This is a genomic window from Mesobacillus persicus (assembly GCF_900109925.1).
GTDB lineage: Bacteria > Bacillota > Bacilli > Bacillales > Cytobacillaceae > Mesobacillus_B > Mesobacillus_B persicus.
This window is the reverse complement of the sequence record NZ_FOBW01000016.1, coordinates 62,892-81,492: the sequence shown is the minus strand read 5'-3', so window position 1 is coordinate 81,492 and position 18,601 is coordinate 62,892. Positions and strand designations below refer to the sequence as shown.

Sequence of the window (18,601 nt, the reverse complement as noted above, 5' to 3'; positions counted from 1 at the left end):
AAAGAGAAAACATTATTCCACTTTTTGAAATAAAAGCGGTACATACAACAGCGATCGGATGAGGATAATACCTTTGTTTGTAAAAAACAAAGAGGAGTGTTATTTATGCCATTCGGTGCACATGAAACGATGGAAGTACATGAGATTCTTGCAGAAAAAATAAATATGATTAGTCATTTTAATATTTATGCAATGCAGACGAAAAACCCAGAATTGAAGGATATGATCATGCGTCATCAACAAGAAGAGATGAAAACGTATGATGCCATTGTGGCTTATACTCACGATTATAACCAGTTTTCACCGATTCCTCCAAATACCAGCGTTATGAATGTAAAACCTGACCAAATCCAATATGGGTTGAATAACCCTAGCATGCTTGCACCCGAAACGAATGCCGTTATGAATGATTATGAAGTCGCTAGTGCAATGCTTATCGCTCATAAAAATGCGGCAACAAATGGTGTCAAGGCCACTCTAGAAATAGCAGATCCTAATCTTCGCCAAATGCTTATGAATGGTGCGGTTAATTGTATGAACCAGGCTTATGAAGTATTTTTATTTATGAATCAACAAGGTCTGTATCAGATCCCTCAGATAAAGGATCACACAGCGAAAACTTACCTTCATAGCTATCAGCCGGTTGGAGAATCTTTGAAGGCTCATTTTCCGGTTCAGCCTGGTCAAAATTTGGGGCAGGATAACCCGATGATGGCATATATGAATCAAGCAAATGCTCATTCAGGGCAAACACATCAACAATATACTGGTGGTCAGGGACAGATGGGAGCTCCAGTGCAAAGAACGATGCCAATGGGTGGAATGGCCGGAAGAGGATCGATTGGCCAACAGTCAAATATGGGGCAAACCGGGCAAGCCATGAGGCCTATGGGACAAATGGGCAATGGGAACATGAATGGTGGATATCAAGCGAATATGCAGTCTTATCGTGGGAATCAGCAACAGTATAATCATTAAGAGAACATAGATTCAATTGGTCCTTCCATAAAGAAAAACCAGTATTCCAAAGGGGAATGCTGGTTTTCCTATGTTTAAACATATTTAAATAAGATTAAATCAAATCAACATGCTGACTAAAGAGAATCGCTGTAATTAAGAGAAGGACTGTGACACTTACGAAGACAATTGACAGCTTACGGGATGTTTTCGCACGGTCAACGTCTTTCCATTTTACTGGCCGGATGCCACTTATTGAGAATACAATGATGGCAGCTAATATCACCGAATTAATATTCCCCATTAATAACAATGCCGATCCATAAGCCTCCTGCCATAAGCCTTCGCCGATGGTCATCCCTAGGACAACCGTGGGAGGGAGGAGGGCAACAGCAACCATAACGCCAACTAGTGCTCCCGATAATCGGCTAATGATTGATAGTGCCCCAGCCGTTCCTGAGGCTAGAGCTAGTACAATATCCGATATATTCACATGGGTTCTAGAGGCAAATTCATCGTTTTCAATCGGAATGGGTAGAAAAAAGGTCATAACAATCGCAATTCCAATGACAATGACAATTCCGTAAAATAACGTCAATGAAGAATGACGAAGAAGGCTAAAGTCTCCTAAAATAGACGAAAAGGCAATTGAAATAACGGGTCCTAGCATCGGTGCAATTACCATCGCCCCGATGATAACAGCTTCACTATCCTTAATGAAACCAATGGTCACAACAATCGCCGAGAGAATTACAAGCAAGGTGAAGTTAAGAGTAATTCGGCTTGATTTCTCAATCGAACCTAATAGCTCATGCCGACTTGCTCTCTGGATTTTTTTTGCATCTTCTTTCTCTTCCTGCTTGATGAGCTCTTTCTCCTCGTCAGTTAACCTAGTTAAATAGCTCCTCACAGGTAGCAGCAGCACCTCAAAGCCATCTGCCACATTCGTTACATTTTCTAAGTAGTCTAAGATTTCTTCCGTGTTTTTTGTTTCTACTAGGATGCGTATTAGTTTACGGTCATCAGACTCTCGAGATACCCAAAAGGATACGATAGGGTACTTTTGTAATGATTCGGTTACTTTTTCAAAATGTTTATTTGGGATATAAGCTTCAACCAGTTGTAAGTCCAAAATGTCAACTCCCTTATAAAAACACTTATCTAACAGCATTGCCAATAAGTGATTTTTTAAAAGGCTGTGTTATACGGGGGTGTTGATTTCCGCTCCAATCAATCTGCTCAAACTTAACACTGATTTTAAAACAAAGGCTTGTAAAATATTCGGGATATGGAGAGGGTTTTACAATCGAAGAGTAAGAGGACGTTGATTTGAAATAAAACTTAACCAACTAACCTTCTAGAGTCGAAAAAGGGTACCACCAAATCAAGAAGATAAGGTGATACCCTTTCTTTCATCCAACTTATCCTACCATTTGTGATTGTACGTAATGGTAAAGGAGCTTTGCTGTGTTTTCAATTGAATCTTGGTGGGTTCTTTCGAATGCATGGGAAGAGTCGATCCCAGGACCTACTAATCCGTGGACAATGTCGTTTCCTGCGCGGATTGCGGCTGAAGCATCTGATCCGTAAAATGGGTAGACATCTAGTTTGTAATCGATTTTATTGTCAATTGCTAGCTGAACAAGCCTTTTTCGTAATTCGTAATGATACGGACCGCTTGCATCTTTTACACAAATCGATACGGTATATTCATCTGTTGACTGTCCATCGCCCATTGCTCCCATATCGACCGCCATGTACTCAACCGTTTCAGGAGGAATATTTGAATTCCCACCATAGCCGATTTCTTCATTATTAGAGATGAGGAAATGAGTCGTGTATGGTAACTGAATATTTTCCGTTTTTACTTGTTTGATGAGCTGAAGTAAGATAGCAACACTTGCTTTGTCATCCAGGTGACGGGATTTGATAAACCCTGACGGAGTAATTTGTACTCTTGGGTCAAAAGAAACAAAGTCGCCAACTTCAATGCCAAGCGCTCTTACATCATCCGCGTTATGTACTTTCTCATCTAGGCGCACTTCCATATTATCCTGATTGCGCTCGGCCTTTCCTGCATCCTTATAGACATGAACCGATGTTTGATGCATTAAAATAGTTCCAGTAAATTTTTTACCTGAAGATGTTTCAATTTCACAATATTCGCCTTCAACGGAGTTGAACTTAAAACCGCCAATTAAATCAAGCTTCAGGCGACCACTCGGTTTAATTTCTTTGACCATGGCACCAAGGGTATCCACATGGGCTGTGAGCATTCGGTGATTCTGATCGTCTTTCCCAGGTAAGGTTGCAATTAAACCACCCTTACGATTTCTTCTTGTTTCTACATTTAGTTCCTTAAGGAAGCTCTCAACAAATGTGATGACTTCATTGGTATTCCCAGAAGGGCTAGGAATCGAAACCAAAGATTTTAATAGGCTTACTGTCTCTTCTGTATTTGGATAGGTCAACGGAAAGCTCCTCTCAATAAAAATGTCCCTTATATTATAATCCTTTCTAACGAAGAACGATAATGATATGAGATAACTTTTAAAAAGACATGCCTTTTTGAAGAAGGAGTAGTGAAGGAGGATAGGCCTTTTGGATGATTTTGTCTTAGGGGGAAGAAAAGGAAGCGAATATATAGCTCATTCGTCCTGTTTTAAAAATACAGAAATCTGAAGTTGCCTACTAGTTTTCTATCTAAATACCTAAAAATGTTCTGTTATTTTCACCAGTAGGGATAGGTATAGGCGAATTGATTCAGCTTGGCTTTGCGAAGATTGTCTAAATGATAGGTATGCCGCTCTATTTATCCTCGTTTATCATTCCCTTTACACTTAAGTTAATAGATTCTCTTACTAGAATCAAAAAAAGTATATGGAGGTAATGTGAATGAGCATGAAAAAGAAAGTTCTTTCTGTTTCATTATCGGGTTTAATGGCTTTTGGAGCAGTCACTGCTGTTGGTCTTCCGGCAGCTGCAGTTGGAAATGGCCCGAATGTTGGTGGTAGCATTCAAACATCGATCCTACATACATATAGTAGCATGGTAGATTTCCTTAAGGTACAAGATGCAAAGCAAAAAGCGTTGGAGCTTGAAGTCATCGGTCAAACGGTTAAGGGTCGCGACATCTACATGGCCAAATACATCTCGAACCCAGAGAATCCTACGATTCTATTTTTAACTCAGCAGCACGGAAACGAACAGTTAACAACTGAAGGGGCGCTTGAATTCATTAAGCATCTTGGCACTGGTAAAACAAAGGGTGTACTAGATAATGTAAACGTGTTAGTGATTCCGATGTTAAACGCAGATGGTGCAATGGGAGATGTGAACTTCTCGCTTGAAGATTATCTAGCAGATGGCGACCGTCATTTGACTCGTGCCAATGCAGACGGAGTCGATATTAACAGAGAGCATGACAAAGCAACAGCGGATATGGTACCTGAAGCAAGAGCACTACATGAAAGTGTACTTGAAAAATATGATATCGACTACATGATTGATCTTCACCACCAGGGAACACGTAGTGCGACGGATGGGGAGCTTGTATCAGGTTCAATCCTTTATCCTACAACACCAAATGTTGATGAAAACGTTCGTGAGGGATCTCAAAAGCTTGGCTCAATCGTTTACAACACACTTGAACCTACTGGCTGGGGGCATATCGGGAAATACCGCGGAGGGACTGGTGAAAATATCGGTCGTAACGGTATAGCTGTCCGTTATGACATCTCAACGCTTCTGTTTGAAATGCGTGGAATGTCTGACCACTATTATGAGCCATACGCACTTGGCCAAAAGAGCAATGGCTACTTAATCAAGCAAACCATTCTGACATTGGATGCAGCAGTCAGAGCGATTTCTGATGGTTCAATCGAAACGGCGGACACAAGCTTCTGGGATACTTTGCCGGAACAATATAACTTACCTGGTGAAGAGGAAGCAGATGAATAAGTAATATAGGAAATCCCGTTATAAACCTACTGGTTTGAAGCGGGATTTTTCAATTCATGCCTGAATTAAAATAGTTTGCTACCGAAAGCAAACAAATGTTCATGTTCGGTACATGTGCTGGTTTAGGGATTGACCTCCACCGCGAACTGTTCACGACCCACAGTTTGTATCGGAAACTTGATGAATAGCAACCTAGAAGTGACCAAATGGAGTAAAAAAGCCCCATTTTTGTATTAATGGGGCTTTTTTGCTCCAACCAGTGGGGTATTTTTATCTTAGAAGACCTACTGGGGGGCTTTTTTTCTACTTAGCAGCATTATATTCCCCATTGGGAACGATATATTCCCCCTCAGAGACGTTTTATTCCCGCTCAGAGACGTTTTATTCCGGTATGAGGAATATATATTCACCGCACCGGAATAAATACCCAAGCCGGTATAAAAAATACTTGCTGTACACTCACTAAAACACCCTAATATTGAGGTCCAAGAAAAATTATTTTACCATTATTTATCAGAAAATTCTCATTTTTCTTACATTGCTCTAATATATATCTAACGTAAACAAGCATAAATAGGCATGCCTGAGAAAGAAGGTACTTTTAAATCAATAGTAAAAGAACGCTGAAGGAAATACAACAACCATCTTAGGGTTCATTCATAACGTTTCAAGTATAAAGGGGGAGATATTCATGCTACATATTGTGGCTTGCATCAAGCAGGTACCTGACACAAAGATCATTAAAATGAATCCAAAAACAAACACAATGGACCGAAGAACCGCTCCAGCGATTTTAAATCCTTATGATGCTCACGCGGTAGAAGAAGCGGTGCGGTTAAGGGAAAGGTACGGCGGTACAGTGTCTGTGGTAACAATGGGGCCACCACCGGCCGTCAAGGCGATAAAAAAGTGTATTGAAATTGGTGCGGATGAGGGCTACCTCATTACCGACCGCCGGTTTGCCGGTGCGGATACGTTGGCAACAAGCTATGCACTGACAAAAGCAATAGAGAAAATTTCACAAATGAACCCTGTTGACCTCGTCATTTGCGGAAAAATGACCATTGATGGCGACACAGGCCAAGTCGGTCCAGGAATTGCGAGGCGGCTTGATATTCCTCCATTAACTTCAGTGAACAAAGTAGTCGAAGTCAATCGCGAAGAAGGGTATGCGGTTGTTCATCGTAAGCTTGAAGATGGCTTTGAAGTGGTGCGATCTTCGTTGCCATGTCTGCTGTCCGTCGAAAAAACGATCAATGAAGTGCCGTACTCGCCGTTTCCAAACATGTTAAAAGCCGCACAGTACCAGCCTCATATTTGGTCAGTTGATGACCTAGAGGATGTAGACATTAAGCAGCTTGGTCTAAAAGGTTCACCGACGATTGTTTCAAAGGTATGGGCTCCGCCAAAACCAGAGGCTGGAGAAATTCTAGAAGGCAACCCAAGAGAACAAGTTGAACAGTTGCTGTCGGTCTTGCTTGAAAAGAAAGAGTTGTTTAGTAGCAAGGAGGGAGTGTAATGGATTTTCAAGATTACCAAGGTGTATGGGTCTTTATTGAAGAAAAGGACGGAGAAATTCCTTCCGTTTCTTTAGAACTGTTAGGTGCAGGAAGGAAACTAGCCGATAAACGTGGTGTTGAACTGGCTGGTATTTTAATAGGGGAAGACATTAAACACTTAGCTCAAACGGTCTTTGAATATGGGGCCGATACGGTCTATGTTTATGATCAACCAATTTTTAAACATTACCGAACCGAATCGTTCATGAAGGCTTTATTAGAATGCTCCAATAAATACAAGCCGGAAATCATCCTTTTCGGTGCCACATCGACAGGGAAGGATTTAGCGAGTGCCGTGGCAACGGACCTTCCAACAGGGCTTACCGCTGATACAACTGAGTTAGATGTGGAAGAAGATACAGGCTTATTATTGGCAAGCCGTCCAGCATTTGGCGGAAATATTATGGCCACAATTTTATGTAAAAAATACCGACCGCAAATGGCCACTGTTCGTGCGAAAGTCATGAAAGCGCTCCCTCCTCAACCTGGTCGAACGGGGAAAGTGATTGAAGAAAAGGTTTCCTTAAAGGAAGAAGATATCCGGACAAAGGTGCTCGAAATTGTGAAAGAAACAACAAAGAAGGTGCGTATTGATGAAGCAGACATCATTGTTGCCGGTGGGAAAGGTTTAGGCAGTGCCGAAGGATTTCAGCTCGTTCACCAATTGGCTAATGCCTTAGGAGGGACTGTCGGAGCGAGCCGAGATGTGGTCGAGGCTGGATGGATTGAACATGGGCATCAGGTGGGGCAGACAGGAGTAACGGTTACACCGAAGATTTATATTGCGATTGGAATTTCTGGAGCAATCCAACATATTGTTGGGATGAAAAATTCGGGTCTCATCATTGCCATTAATAAGGACAGTGAAGCGCCAATCTTTGATTCTTGCCATTATGGCATTGTCGGTGATGCCTTTGAGATTGTCCCGGTTTTAATTGAACAGTTTACACAGGCTTTATCGAAAGAGGAGGTTAGTCATGTCGGAGAAGTTTGATTGTATTGTGGTTGGGGCAGGCCCTGCGGGCATCTCTTGTGCCTATGAATTGGCGAAGGGTGGAGCGAAAGTATTGCTTTTAGAAAGGGGGGAATATCCAGGTTCTAAAAACGTAATGGGGGGTGTGCTCTACCGCAAAATGATGGAGGATATCATTCCTGAGTTTTATAAGGAAGCTCCTCTAGAACGTCCAGTTGTTGAGCAAAGATTCATGATGATGGATAAGGAGTCTGCGGTAACGGTTGGGTATAAGGGGATGGAATGGGGCAAGGAGCCTTACAATAATTTCACGGTGTTACGGGCTAAATTCGATCAATGGTTTGCTGAGAAGGCTGTGGAACAGGGCGCGGTTTTAGTTAATGAAACGGTCGTCTTAGAATGTATTGTCGAAGATGGCAAGGTGGTTGGGGTTCGAACGGATCGTCCAAACGGGGAAATTTATGCGGATGTTGTTGTCTTAGCTGATGGAGTGAACTCCTTATTGGCGCAATCACTTGGATTCCATAAAGAGTACAAACCGGATGAAGTCGCCTTAGCAACGATGGAAGTGTTAAAGCTTGATAAAAAGGTTATTGAAGACCGGTTCAACCTCGAGGAAAACCAAGGATGCACCATCGAGTTATTTGGAGATGCAACCAAGGGAATTTTAGGAACAGGTTTTCTTTACACAAATAAGGATTCATTAAGTATTGGTGTTGGGACACTGTTGTCTGGTTTGATTAAACATAAAATTAAACCTTATGAACTGCTTGAATATGTAAAAAACCACCCAATGATTCGGCCATATATTCAAGGAAGTGAGTCACAAGAATATTTGGCCCATCTCATCCCTGAAGGGGGCTTCAAATCGATGGGGAGGATTGTTGGGGATGGCGTGATCGTCATCGGAGATGCTTCCCAATTAGTTAATGCGATTCACCGTGAAGGGTCTAACCTCGCGATGACTTCTGGGCGCTATGCGGCTGAGGCGGTTCTTTTAGCGAAACAAGCGGGAGATTTTTCTGAAAAAATGCTCGATAGCTACCGCATGCGTTTAATGGCTGGGTTCGTTGGTCAAGACATGCAAAAATATAAAGATTCCACTCATCACTTCAATAAATTTCCACAATACTTCGAAGATTATATTCCAATGGTGAACAAAGCCGCAAGCCAAATGTTTACGGTCGATGGTACTTCTAAATGGGAGAAACAAAAGAAAATTTGGAAGGACTTAGGAACGGGGAAAGAAAAAATGAAACTCGCTCGTGATATGTATCGAGCCTGGAAGGTGATTAAATAATGAGTGAACAGAAAAAAGGTCAGTCCATCGAAGAAAAGCAATACCTTGTTCGCTTTAATGCTGATACCAAATCTCATCTTCATGTCAAAGACGAGGATATTTGCTTAACCCAATGTCCAGATAAAATTTGTACGATTTTCTGCCCTGCCGAAATTTATAAATGGGAAGACATTCGCATGCATGTGGGGTATGAAGGCTGTCATGAATGTGGAAGCTGTCGAATCGGCTGCCCACATCAAAATATTAAATGGGAGTATCCAAAGGGCGGTCATGGCATCGTTTTCCGATTAGGGTAAAAAGAATGATAAAGGGAGAGGGGCTAGCTTTTTGGAGCGGTCCTTCTTTTATTTTGCTGTGTGTTAAAGGAGGTAGTTAATTTTAGAAATCCGTTGTTGGAGTGACTTTTTTAATGAGAGGTGAGAGAGGCGTTCCCGAATATATGTACTTTTTTCACATATGTGGATAAAAAGGAAAAGCGAGGATTTGATGGTTGTTCTTTTTTTTTATTGGTGAAGTGTGAACAATTGATCTTGCCTTGCCAAGGCTTCGACTTTTGTTAAAAGGTCACATGCTTCATTAAAGGTTCGAAGAAAGGGAGATTGAAAGAAAGGAAGTTTGCAGTTAAAAGATCCTTTATCACTAGAGGGAAAGACAACGACTCTCCACTGAAAATCCTTCAGTCTGTTTTCCACACCCTCCAAGGCAATTAACCAATGGGTGAAGTCCCCTGCAAACTTAGCTTCCTGCTGAAACGCGGTTAAATCCCTTTCGTTGATTAGAATTGGCCGTTTTTGATAAAACTCTCGATAATTGAGAGTACCTGTCATGCGCATCGCTCCTTTGGTAAAATGAGTAGTGGTTATTACTTATTGTATGCGGTTTCACTGGTGAAAGAGACTTATTTTTAGAATATTTAGAAAACAAATTATGTCAACTTTAAATTTGGTTAGAGGATTTTTGTCTGCAGTTTATCGGAAATATTTCTAGCACGAAAATATGGTTTAATTAGTACAAAACAGTTGCTAAGGGAGTTTTAAAAATGAACCCAAAAAGTAAATGGAATATAAAGTACATTGACCGATTAAACACGGATGAGGAAATCTCTGCGAACGCTAGATTAATGAATCTGTCTGCATATTTTACCGGTGGCGAAGCGCTTGATTTTGCTTGTGGTCTCGGTGGAAACAGTATGTTTTTGGCACGGTCAAATTATCAGGTTCATGCGAAAGACATTTCTGAGGTTGCCATCGAGTATTTGAAAGAACAGGCAGAAAACCAACAGCTTGCCATTTTTCCTATCCTGTGCGATTTAACTGATGTTTCTTCGCTTCAACTGAAAGATTGTTCGGTTGATTTAATTGTGATCACTTATTACCTTGATCGAGCTCTGTTTCCTATTGTTAAGTCAATCATTAAAGAAAATGGCTTTTTCTTTATGGAAACTTTCTATAGGTCATCGCAAACTGAGAATCAGGGGGTATCCAACAAATTTAAGCTCGAGCCTCAGGAGTTATTGACTGAATTTGGAGATTGGAAAGTTCTTTTTTATGAAGAAAACGAGCATGAGGGCAGGCAAACGATTTTTTGTCAGAAGGTCTAAGCGTTGTTGTAGTTGCTTTTTAATATGCATAACCTTAAATAAAAAAACTTCCAGCTAAGTGGAAGTTCTTTTATTTAATCTAAATCTTTATTCCTCGGTTTTTTCTTTATCAAACCAAAGTGGTTCTTGATCTTCTTCATCACCGTTGTAGTTTATAAGGATTTCTTCCCCAGCTTTAATATCTTTGTATGCAAAGAAATCAAAGGTATGGTTCGGGAAATTTATTTCATAAGTGGCGTTTGGTGTGTATGAGTGATTAAACAGCATACCGTAACCTAAGAGAAGAGCTGTGTGGTTGATCCCATATTCAAATGCGTAATCGGCCAGCAGGGTCTTTTCGATGTGTTCATGCTGGTCATTTGGATAAGGAATTACCGGTGCTTCATGGATTAATTCCCCTTTTGCAATATCTCGTGTCGCGAATACTCCTCGATTGAATTCACCATCGCTGAGCTTAGAAGTCTTAACTTCAATCATTGTCTCACCTACTCAATCTTCTGTAATGAAATCTTTCATCCGTTAAGTTTGACATTTGCTCGCGATGAAAGCAACTCTTTCTTTTAAAAAGATCAAAATAATAGGCTGTGTAAAACGTAGTTGTTGATTTCCGCTCCAGGCACTTCGCTTTCCGCGGGCAGTCCGGGAGCCTCCTCGTCGCTTCGCTCCTGCGGGGTCTCCCTTGGCATTGCACTCCCGCAGGAGTCTTCGTGCCTTCCGCTCCAATCAACAGTATTAAATATAAAATTTACTTAACACAGCCAATTAATAAAATGTGACCTGGAATAGGAAGGATAAATTGGTAGTTTAAACCTATAAACGGTTATTTTTATGTTACAATCAACCAAAGTTAGATTGTTAAGGAGGGGTGCCTTTGAATGGGAAAATATTTACTGCAGCCATTTTCATTATCGTAATTAGCTGGGGAATGAATTATGCCTATTACCACTCAAAGTTGCTTGAAAAACCTATTTTCCTTGAGCATTTTTATGAAGCCTATATACAAGATGAAAGGCAGTTAACTTTTTATTATCTAACCAACAAACAGAACGCTGCGGAAGTTTCCCATGTTGTCATTGACGGAGTGGAGGGTGTGAACGTGCGAAATGAACACGTTGGTTTTTGGAATGATTCGGGCCCGAGGTTTAATCAAGAGTTTCGCCATCATTATTTGAAATCCGTCACGCTTGAGTTTAGACAAGACTCTATGCCGTTAGGCGAGCTAGATTCGACATTTACTTTTGAAACAATGGAAGTGTTCTTTCAGGATCAGTCCACTGTGATCGCCGAGATTGGGAAGGTTGTTTTTTATCCTGAAGACGAGTATCAGAGAGTGTTTGATTCGCGAATGTCTTCAGGTAGCAACCAACATCGAAGTGAGGAGGCCTTAGTTGCAAATGAGCCTCTTTCAATTGACCGTATCACGATTCCATTCGCTGATAAGCTCGCAGGTGAGGTTGCTGTGAAAGTTGATTTAGACCAAGAGAGACTTAAGGAGTTTGATGCACTTAAAACTGGTGGAGATTTTCCCGCATGGTTTGAGGAGACTAGGAACAACGAGTGGGAAGATACGCCAGGAATTTCAATTGATGAGGGAATCTTTCCGTTAAGGCTAGATTCAAATGAATGGCTTAGTTTGAATATGTACTTTAATCCTGAACGAACGAGCTTTTTTGAATTCAGTATTCAGATGGAAGGGGCCACCGATAAAGGGGAATCCTTTGTGCATAGGTCCCACATTATAGACGCACCCAATTTGAATCAGCAAAAGGTTGATCAACTTGTTGATGCCAAAAAGGAGGGGGAGGATTAATGCTGTATGATGGGTTTCGAAGAATCTTTTGGGGCTTTATTTTCATATTTTTAGAGATTCATATTATTGCCATTGATATTCTTCCAGACCCTGTTGGCTATTATTTGATTTTATCAGGGCTTAACCTTATGAAAAGTAGATACCATTTGAATGTAAAAGCAAATTATGTGGCCACTTTACTCGTTTTAGTCTCGATCCCAACCGTGTTCCTTCAGAACAATGCAATAGATCAATTAGGCAGTGCATCTCTTATAACCGGATGGTCGATTTATATGAGCGTAATAGGGGTTCTGAATCTGGTTCTTGCTTATTTTATCTTCCGGGTGATGATTTCAATTGCTACCAATCGTGGAGATGACCATCTTCTGAGACGCACCACTAACACTTTTAAAGCTTATATGATCATCATGTTGCTGATTACCTTTTTCGAATCTTTTGCGATGAACATGACAAGAGATCTGTTAATGGGCTATGTAACAATTTCTGCTATATTCGGACTGACTATGAATATTATCTTATTGGTGCTCCTCTCAAGATTTAGTAAACTTGATGATAACGATGATGGTTCTTCGGTTAAGCCAAGGGAGCATGAGGAAACACCAACTAGTTAAAACTCTGCTTTGGTAGAGTGTGATAAAGCCCCTTCCTTTTACAGGAGGGGGCTTTATTGCTAGCTATTTCGATTTAATCGACTTAACTCTGCCGACCTGGCCGTCTGATAATCTTACCTTGATTCCATGAGGATGGGTGCTCGAGTTTGTTAAAATATCTCGGACAATACCACTTGTTAACTTACCAGTTCTCTGATCTGTTTTTAGGACGATGTCGACCTCAATCCCCGGTACGATATCCTTCCGATTCTGACCATTCATGATTACACACCCATTTTTCTACGGGAATTACTTACCTTTTTCGTTTGTTGGCTTTTCATTTTTTTCGTAGCTTGTGATTGATTAAGGTTTGCGTTTCCAGATGCGTTTTGATTTTTCTTGTTTGCCAATTGTTTTTGAATCGCTTCTTGCAAAGTCATTTTCTTTGAAGTTGTTTCTGATTCATTGGATGTATTTGTCATAAAATTATATTCCTCCTAATGTCTTGCGGTAAATTAAGTATACAGATTGTTGGAAGCATATTCAATTTAATCTTTTAGTCTAACAACTTAGGGGAGGACTATTCATTTTTAAACGGATAACTGAACGTTTTTCTGGAATTATATATGTTGGAGGTGACCTATGAGAAAAAGGTTGATGGTAAGTATGCTGCTGATTGGATTAGCTCTGCCGATGTCACATAGCTTTGCAAAGGAGGAAGCGAGCTGCAAGGACCTTGAAAAAATGTTTGGTACTGAGGTGGAAGTAGAGGATGGTGTGTGTAAACTAGAGATTACCCGGAAGGATCTGAATGTCGTTCATATGGGAAAGAAGCTTTCACCAGAAACCATGGAGTTGGTTTTTCACATTGCTTTTGAACCAGTTGATGGTCAAACAGCGGTAATGGGAGAAATGGCCTTGTTAGAGGAAGAAGTGAATCCAGTGATCGATGCTTTTCGGAAAGGAAACATCGAAGTCTCGGCAGTTCATAATCATATGATTCATGAGCGACCACGAGTCATGTATCTCCACTTCCAAGGAATTGGTGATATGAAGCAACAAGCAAATGTAGTCAAAAACGCGATTGAACAAACAAGCTATAAGTAAGTGGGCTAAAAACTGGACTAAAAAACGACAGCTACAAGGGGACTGTCGTTTTTGTTTTGTGTGGGGCTATTTAGGGATATCATAGCACCAATACATATTGAATTTGATTCTGAGGAAGTGCAGTAATCGCGTGAATTTTATAGCCAATGCTGAGGAACTGAGCTAATGTTTCAGCACAATTTGGTTGAGGAGGCTCAATTGGTGCATGTTTGCTCTTATAGAAATCAATCAATTGGTTATCCAACGTACAGTGAAGGAAAACAACATGTTTGCCAGTCCACGCCTGACCGATGATTGGTTCAATCTGTCTCCTCATCCCAACACACACTCCCATCCAATTTGATGCAACAGTATATGTGGAAAATCTCTGGATGGTGCCAGGCACGTTCCTGTTATTTCCATTTCAACGAGTGAAACCGAGACTTTTGGAGTATTTTCTCGAATTTAGTCGAAAAGAGGAGTTCGGGAATGTATAATAAGATTTTATGAGCAAGAAAGATTAGTAGGGAGGATATGAAAATTGATGGAATGGACATTGGCGATTTTGCTTATAATCGCTGCAATTCTTTTGATTGTGTCAGTTGTTAAAACAAGACAGTCATCTAAAGTGGAGCAGCGAGAAATTGATACTGTTTATGTTTCTTTGATGGAAGAAATAAATAAGCTACAAGAGAAAATACGCACAATCGAACTTGATGGAGAGATTACGGCACAAGAAGCTAGAGTGCTGGGGATGAATACAAAAGATCGATTGCTCCTTCGTGAAAGCTTAGATTTATATAAGCGCGGTTACACATTGGAGGGAATCGCGGAAAAAACGAAGGTAACGGAGAGGAAAGTTGAATCGTTGCTTACTCCATATATGGTACCGAAACTGGAAAGGGGCACCGTATCCAATGAAAGCTAAAACCATAAGTAGCTTTGCAACAGGTCTTCTGGTCGCAACGGGTGTAAGTGGTGCTGCGTATTTCTTTGGTCCTAGTGAAAAAGCTAGCACTCAATCGGAAGAGCCAGCATCTGTTGAAGAGATGAAAACTCTATTAACCTCTGAAGGGTATACGATCCTAACCGAAGAAGAATGGGGACAAGAGATTGCTGCCGCTGTTGAAGCGGTTGAAAAGAGCAAAGAAGCTGAGCCGGTTGAGCCAAAACAGGATGCACCTGAGGAAGGTAAGGAAACGATTATCTACCGGACCATTCTGAATGTTGCTTCAGGTATGACAAGCATTGATGTGGGTCGGGCGCTTGTCCAAGGGAAAATTATCGACGATGCAACAACCTTTTATAATGAAGTCGAAAAAAGGGGACTTTCAAATGAATTGCGTCCTGGAACCTTTGAATTAGACAGTAATATGACAATGGATGAGGTTATGACGACGATTTTTAAATAACAAGGTTTAAATGAACTTTAAAAAGGGAGGTGGCTATCCATAATCATAGATGGATAGCCACTTTTTTAGTTTTTATTAAAGAGGTTTATAGAATTGACTCGCGAAGTATATAAAGAAGGACAGAGAAACAAGATCCATTGGGATAAAGGCTATTGAATTAGAATATATTGATTAGATGAGCCGAATACAATGGAGGGGGTAGTGGGTAGAAACTGTTTGGGTAGGCCAGTTGTGAACTTTGAAGGGTTTTAGGTAGCCTAGATTATTATATGTCTCGGAGGGAAGAACATGGAGGATGGAAAACAGACTCCAGATATTAAGATTGTCCCGCTGATGGCCGTGTTAATATCTGGGGCTTTTGTTGCGATATTAAATCAAACATTATTGGTTACCGCGTTGCCTCACATCATGAATGACCTAAACTTAACTGAAAATACTGCTCAATGGTTAACGACTATTTTTATGCTCGTAAATGGAATTATGATTCCGATTACGGCCTTTTTGATTGAAACGTTTACGACTAGGAAACTATTTTTAACAGCCATGGGTCTTTTTATCGCAGGAACAATAGTATGTGCCTTTGCCCCCGCCTTTTCTATTTTAATGATTGGAAGGGTTTTACAGGCTTCCGGAGCAGGAATCATGATGCCGTTAATGCAAACCATTTTTTTTATTATCTTTCCAATCGAAAAGCGAGGGCAGGCGATGGGAATCTTTGGCCTAGTCATTGCTTTTGCCCCAGCGATTGGGCCAACATTATCTGGTTATATTGTCGATCAGTTTCCTTGGAGGGCGCTATTTTTTATTATCCTTCCGATTGCAATCATCGATTTTCTTTTCGCGTATCTACTTTTGAAAAATGTTACGAATCAGACTTTTCCTAAACTAGATATTCTCTCAATTATCTTATCTACGCTTGGCTTCGGTGGGATTTTGTATGGGTTTAGTAGTGCTGGAGACTTTGGATGGGGGAGTGGGCAAGTCATCCTAACGATAGTGGTTGGAGTGACATCTCTTGTCATCTTTATTCTTAGACAATTCCGATTAAAACAACCGATTTTAGAATTTAAAGTGTTTACTTACCCCATTTTTACCATCTCCACGGTACTGGGAATGGTTGTGTTCATTACGATGATTGGTGGTGCGACGATTCTACCAATTTACATGCAAAATATGCACCATTATACAGCTTTCCAATCCGGATTGATGTTATTGCCAGGGGCAATCATAATGGGGATTATGAACCCAATTACGGGAAGGATTTTTGATAAGTTCGGTGCAAAATGGTTAGCGGTAATCGGCTTAGTCCTTGTCACCACTTCAACGTTTTTGTTTACCGATTTAACGGCCACCACCTCGTTTACCTTTTTATCGGTGGTGAATGCAGTAAGGATGTTAGGGGTTTCGATGGTGATGATGCCTGTAACAACCGCTGGGCTCAATCAATTGCCAATTCGCCTCATTCCACATGGTTCAGCGATGAATAATACGATGAGGCAAGTGTCAGCATCGATTGGCACAGCGTTGTTGGTTACCATTATGACAAGTAATGCGTTAGATCCGGCCAAGTATGGGACAGAAGGAATGATCCATGGCGTCAATGTCGCGTTTATGGTAGCTGGTTGTTTGGCGTCCATAGGAGTATTCTTGGCGTTCTTCCTTAAAAAGGCAGAGCCAGAAGCACCAGATGCCAAAGGTCAGGTAGCATCCAAATAAAGCAAGGTGCCAGGCACCATCCATTTTATGGATGGTGCCTTTTTCATTCGATTGACGTTCTTTGCTGTCGGTGGTATGATATTTCTTTTTGGGAGAATTTAGTTCATTATTTCTAATAAACTTTTAGTTTGATAAATAAAGGGAGAAGAGGTGCTGTCTATATGTCAACAGAGCAAAGAAAAAAGCTTGGCATTTTGATGGTGAATATGTTTATTGCAATTGGGAGTTTCGGAATCATTATTCCGATTTTACCGGCTTACTTGGAGTCCATTGGGGAAGGTGGAACGGCGGCAGGATTGATGATTGCGATTTTTGCAGGAGCACAGCTCGTCATGTCTCCAATCACCGGGAAATGGACGGATCAGTACGGGCGGAGAAAGTTGATTATATATGGACTAATTGGGCTGACATTGTCGATGTTCATTTTTTATGCTTCAAATTCAGTTTGGTGGCTATACTTTTCGCGAGTCATTGGTGGAATTGGTGCAGCGATGCTCATCCCGGCCATTTTCGCCTATGTGGCGGATATCACTACGATGGACCAGCGGGCACGGGGAAATAGTTTAGTATCGGCATCTATGTCGTTGGGGATTGTTATTGGACCAGGGATTGGTGGGTTTTTAACAGATTTTGGTTTGAAAATGCCGTTTTTAATCTCAGCGCTCGTATCCCTGGTGGCGGTTATTTTTTCCATTATTGTACTAAAAGAGAGTAAGCCAGAACAGGCTTCCACAATCATAAAAAATCATGTTGACGAGTCAATGGCAAAGAAAATGATTCGTTCAGTTAAAATGCCTTATTTCATCCCACTAATCATTACACTTGTCATGAGTTTTGGACTAATGGCATATGAATCGGTTCTCGGACTGTTTGTTGATAATCAGTTTGGAGCCACACCTAAGGAAATTGCCATGATGGTGACTTCTACAGGTTTGGTTAGTGTAATTGTTCAGCTTTTTGTCGTCGACCGAATTGTTTATCATTACGGGGAAAAGACAGTGTTAAACATCTTCTTAGGAGTTGCTGCTTTAGCGTTTTTCCTGTCATTGTTTGCTCCAAGTTATCCATTTTTCTTCGGAACGACCTTATTGATCTTTCTAGCAACATCGATTCTACGTCCTGTTCTTAATACCCTTATTTCAAAATTAGCAGGCGATGAACAAGGATTTGCGATGGGGATGAATAATATGTATATGAGTATTGGAAATGTGCTCGGGCCTACCCTTGCTGGATTATTATATGATGTGAATATTATTTATCCATTTATTTTAGGACTCACTCTGTTGGTAGTGACTTTGCTTACGACCATCCTATGGCAGAAACAATCGTTAAATAAAAACCTTAAAGTGAAGGTAGAATAGTAGATAGTAAAAGCATCGGTCATTTAAGGCCGATGCTTTACTTTTGCGTCGCCGCCAAGGGATTAACGACTATTTTCTAATTGTTTTACGTGCTTTTCGTCAATGCGCTTTTCAATTCTAGCGAGCTCTTTTTCATTAAAAAGAATTTCTTTCTTATTGTTGTTAATTAATGTTTGCATACTTAAAGTTTGTTTTCTCATTATGGCATTTTCCTTTTCTATTATAATTTTTTGTGAATGTTTTAATAAAATAAATATATCAAATTTTCTGATAATAA

General features: G+C 40.6%; 22 protein-coding genes. 14 read left to right on the top strand and 8 right to left on the bottom strand.

Going from position 1 to position 18,601, the window contains the following annotated elements; translation table 11 throughout:
* The first annotated feature begins 105 nt into the window (after window positions 1-105).
* Window positions 106-978 (top strand): spore coat protein, encoded by an 873-nt coding sequence (locus BMX30_RS19015; protein ID WP_090749278.1) that lies wholly within the window; start codon window positions 106-108, stop codon window positions 976-978.
* A gap of 94 nt (window positions 979-1,072) precedes the next feature.
* Here BMX30_RS19015 and BMX30_RS19010 read toward each other — a convergent pair whose 3' ends face one another.
* A complete protein-coding gene (locus tag BMX30_RS19010; protein WP_090749276.1) occupies window positions 1,073-2,089 on the bottom strand; it encodes a TIGR00341 family protein in 1,017 nt (338 codons plus the stop codon).
* Window positions 2,090-2,378: 289 nt separating this feature from the next.
* On the bottom strand, window positions 2,379-3,428 hold the full coding sequence (locus BMX30_RS19005; protein WP_090749274.1) for a M42 family metallopeptidase: 1,050 nt from the start codon (window positions 3,426-3,428) through the stop codon (window positions 2,379-2,381).
* A gap of 430 nt (window positions 3,429-3,858) precedes the next feature.
* Here BMX30_RS19005 and BMX30_RS19000 point away from each other — a divergent pair, with 430 nt between their 5' ends.
* The 5 genes from BMX30_RS19000 (at window position 3,859) to BMX30_RS18980 (ending at window position 9,045) form a co-directional block, all read left to right on the top strand.
* The gene (locus tag BMX30_RS19000) at window positions 3,859-4,917 is read left to right on the top strand and encodes a M14 family zinc carboxypeptidase (protein ID WP_170843941.1); all 1,059 of its coding nucleotides are present in this window, start codon (window positions 3,859-3,861) and stop codon (window positions 4,915-4,917) included.
* A gap of 691 nt (window positions 4,918-5,608) precedes the next feature.
* Complete coding sequence (locus tag BMX30_RS18995; protein ID WP_090749270.1) at window positions 5,609-6,436, top strand: electron transfer flavoprotein subunit beta/FixA family protein; 828 nt, start codon at window positions 5,609-5,611, stop codon at window positions 6,434-6,436.
* Window positions 6,436-7,470, top strand: a complete 1,035-nt coding sequence (locus BMX30_RS18990; protein ID WP_090749267.1) for an electron transfer flavoprotein subunit alpha/FixB family protein — start codon at window positions 6,436-6,438, stop codon at window positions 7,468-7,470. Before BMX30_RS18995 ends, BMX30_RS18990 begins: the two co-directional genes overlap by 1 nt.
* Window positions 7,454-8,749, top strand: coding sequence for an FAD-dependent oxidoreductase (locus tag BMX30_RS18985; protein WP_090749265.1), 1,296 nt, complete (start codon window positions 7,454-7,456; stop codon window positions 8,747-8,749). Before BMX30_RS18990 ends, BMX30_RS18985 begins: the two co-directional genes overlap by 17 nt.
* Entirely contained in the window at window positions 8,749-9,045 is a 297-nt protein-coding gene (locus tag BMX30_RS18980) for a ferredoxin family protein (RefSeq protein WP_090749263.1), read from the top strand. The genes BMX30_RS18985 and BMX30_RS18980 overlap by 1 nt, the downstream gene beginning before the upstream one ends.
* Window positions 9,046-9,252: 207 nt before the next feature.
* On the opposite strand, the gene BMX30_RS18975 is transcribed toward BMX30_RS18980, so the two are convergent.
* Complete coding sequence (locus BMX30_RS18975) at window positions 9,253-9,576, bottom strand: hypothetical protein (RefSeq protein WP_090749261.1); 324 nt, start codon at window positions 9,574-9,576, stop codon at window positions 9,253-9,255.
* 212 nt (window positions 9,577-9,788) lie between these two features.
* Here BMX30_RS18975 and BMX30_RS18970 point away from each other — a divergent pair, with 212 nt between their 5' ends.
* Entirely contained in the window at window positions 9,789-10,349 is a 561-nt protein-coding gene (locus BMX30_RS18970; RefSeq protein ID WP_090749259.1) for a class I SAM-dependent methyltransferase, read from the top strand.
* Between the two features lie 87 nt (window positions 10,350-10,436).
* On the opposite strand, the gene BMX30_RS18965 is transcribed toward BMX30_RS18970, so the two are convergent.
* Window positions 10,437-10,826, bottom strand: coding sequence for an SET domain-containing protein (locus BMX30_RS18965; RefSeq protein ID WP_090749257.1), 390 nt, complete (start codon window positions 10,824-10,826; stop codon window positions 10,437-10,439).
* A gap of 394 nt (window positions 10,827-11,220) precedes the next feature.
* Between BMX30_RS18965 and BMX30_RS18960 the strand changes: the two genes are divergently transcribed.
* Together BMX30_RS18960 and BMX30_RS18955 are read left to right on the top strand one after the other, a co-directional pair.
* Entirely contained in the window at window positions 11,221-12,159 is a 939-nt protein-coding gene (locus BMX30_RS18960) for a hypothetical protein (protein ID WP_090749255.1), read from the top strand.
* On the top strand, window positions 12,159-12,770 hold the full coding sequence (locus BMX30_RS18955; protein ID WP_090749252.1) for a hypothetical protein: 612 nt from the start codon (window positions 12,159-12,161) through the stop codon (window positions 12,768-12,770). The genes BMX30_RS18960 and BMX30_RS18955 overlap by 1 nt, the downstream gene beginning before the upstream one ends.
* A gap of 63 nt (window positions 12,771-12,833) precedes the next feature.
* On the opposite strand, the gene BMX30_RS18950 is transcribed toward BMX30_RS18955, so the two are convergent.
* Window positions 12,834-13,031, bottom strand: a complete 198-nt coding sequence (locus tag BMX30_RS18950) for a YwbE family protein (RefSeq protein WP_090749250.1) — start codon at window positions 13,029-13,031, stop codon at window positions 12,834-12,836.
* Between the two features lie 2 nt (window positions 13,032-13,033).
* A complete protein-coding gene (locus BMX30_RS18945; protein WP_090749248.1) occupies window positions 13,034-13,231 on the bottom strand; it encodes a hypothetical protein in 198 nt (65 codons plus the stop codon).
* A 160-nt stretch (window positions 13,232-13,391) separates the two neighbouring features.
* Between BMX30_RS18945 and BMX30_RS18940 the strand changes: the two genes are divergently transcribed.
* Window positions 13,392-13,856 carry a DUF1259 domain-containing protein gene (locus BMX30_RS18940; protein WP_090749246.1) on the top strand — a complete coding sequence of 155 codons (465 nt, stop codon included), beginning with the start codon at window positions 13,392-13,394 and terminating at the stop codon, window positions 13,854-13,856.
* A gap of 79 nt (window positions 13,857-13,935) precedes the next feature.
* On the opposite strand, the gene BMX30_RS18935 is transcribed toward BMX30_RS18940, so the two are convergent.
* Window positions 13,936-14,172, bottom strand: coding sequence for a hypothetical protein (locus tag BMX30_RS18935; RefSeq protein WP_090749245.1), 237 nt, complete (start codon window positions 14,170-14,172; stop codon window positions 13,936-13,938).
* Between the two features lie 207 nt (window positions 14,173-14,379).
* On the opposite strand from BMX30_RS18935, the gene BMX30_RS18930 reads away from it, so the two are divergent.
* The 4 genes from BMX30_RS18930 to BMX30_RS18915 all read left to right on the top strand — a co-directional run bounded on the left by BMX30_RS18930 (window position 14,380) and on the right by BMX30_RS18915 (window position 18,324).
* The gene (locus BMX30_RS18930) at window positions 14,380-14,763 is read left to right on the top strand and encodes a hypothetical protein (RefSeq protein WP_090749316.1); all 384 of its coding nucleotides are present in this window, start codon (window positions 14,380-14,382) and stop codon (window positions 14,761-14,763) included.
* Window positions 14,753-15,247 carry an MltG/YceG/YrrL family protein gene (locus BMX30_RS18925; protein WP_090749243.1) on the top strand — a complete coding sequence of 165 codons (495 nt, stop codon included), beginning with the start codon at window positions 14,753-14,755 and terminating at the stop codon, window positions 15,245-15,247. Before BMX30_RS18930 ends, BMX30_RS18925 begins: the two co-directional genes overlap by 11 nt.
* Before the next feature lie 288 nt (window positions 15,248-15,535).
* Complete coding sequence (locus tag BMX30_RS18920) at window positions 15,536-16,963, top strand: MDR family MFS transporter (protein ID WP_090749241.1); 1,428 nt, start codon at window positions 15,536-15,538, stop codon at window positions 16,961-16,963.
* A 161-nt stretch (window positions 16,964-17,124) separates the two neighbouring features.
* Window positions 17,125-18,324 (top strand): MFS transporter, encoded by a 1,200-nt coding sequence (locus tag BMX30_RS18915; protein WP_090749239.1) that lies wholly within the window; start codon window positions 17,125-17,127, stop codon window positions 18,322-18,324.
* Between the two features lie 62 nt (window positions 18,325-18,386).
* Here the strand turns inward: BMX30_RS18915 and BMX30_RS23255 are convergent, their stop codons facing one another.
* Window positions 18,387-18,524, bottom strand: a complete 138-nt coding sequence (locus BMX30_RS23255; protein WP_139195416.1) for an FbpB family small basic protein — start codon at window positions 18,522-18,524, stop codon at window positions 18,387-18,389.
* Window positions 18,525-18,601: the final 77 nt, after the last annotated feature.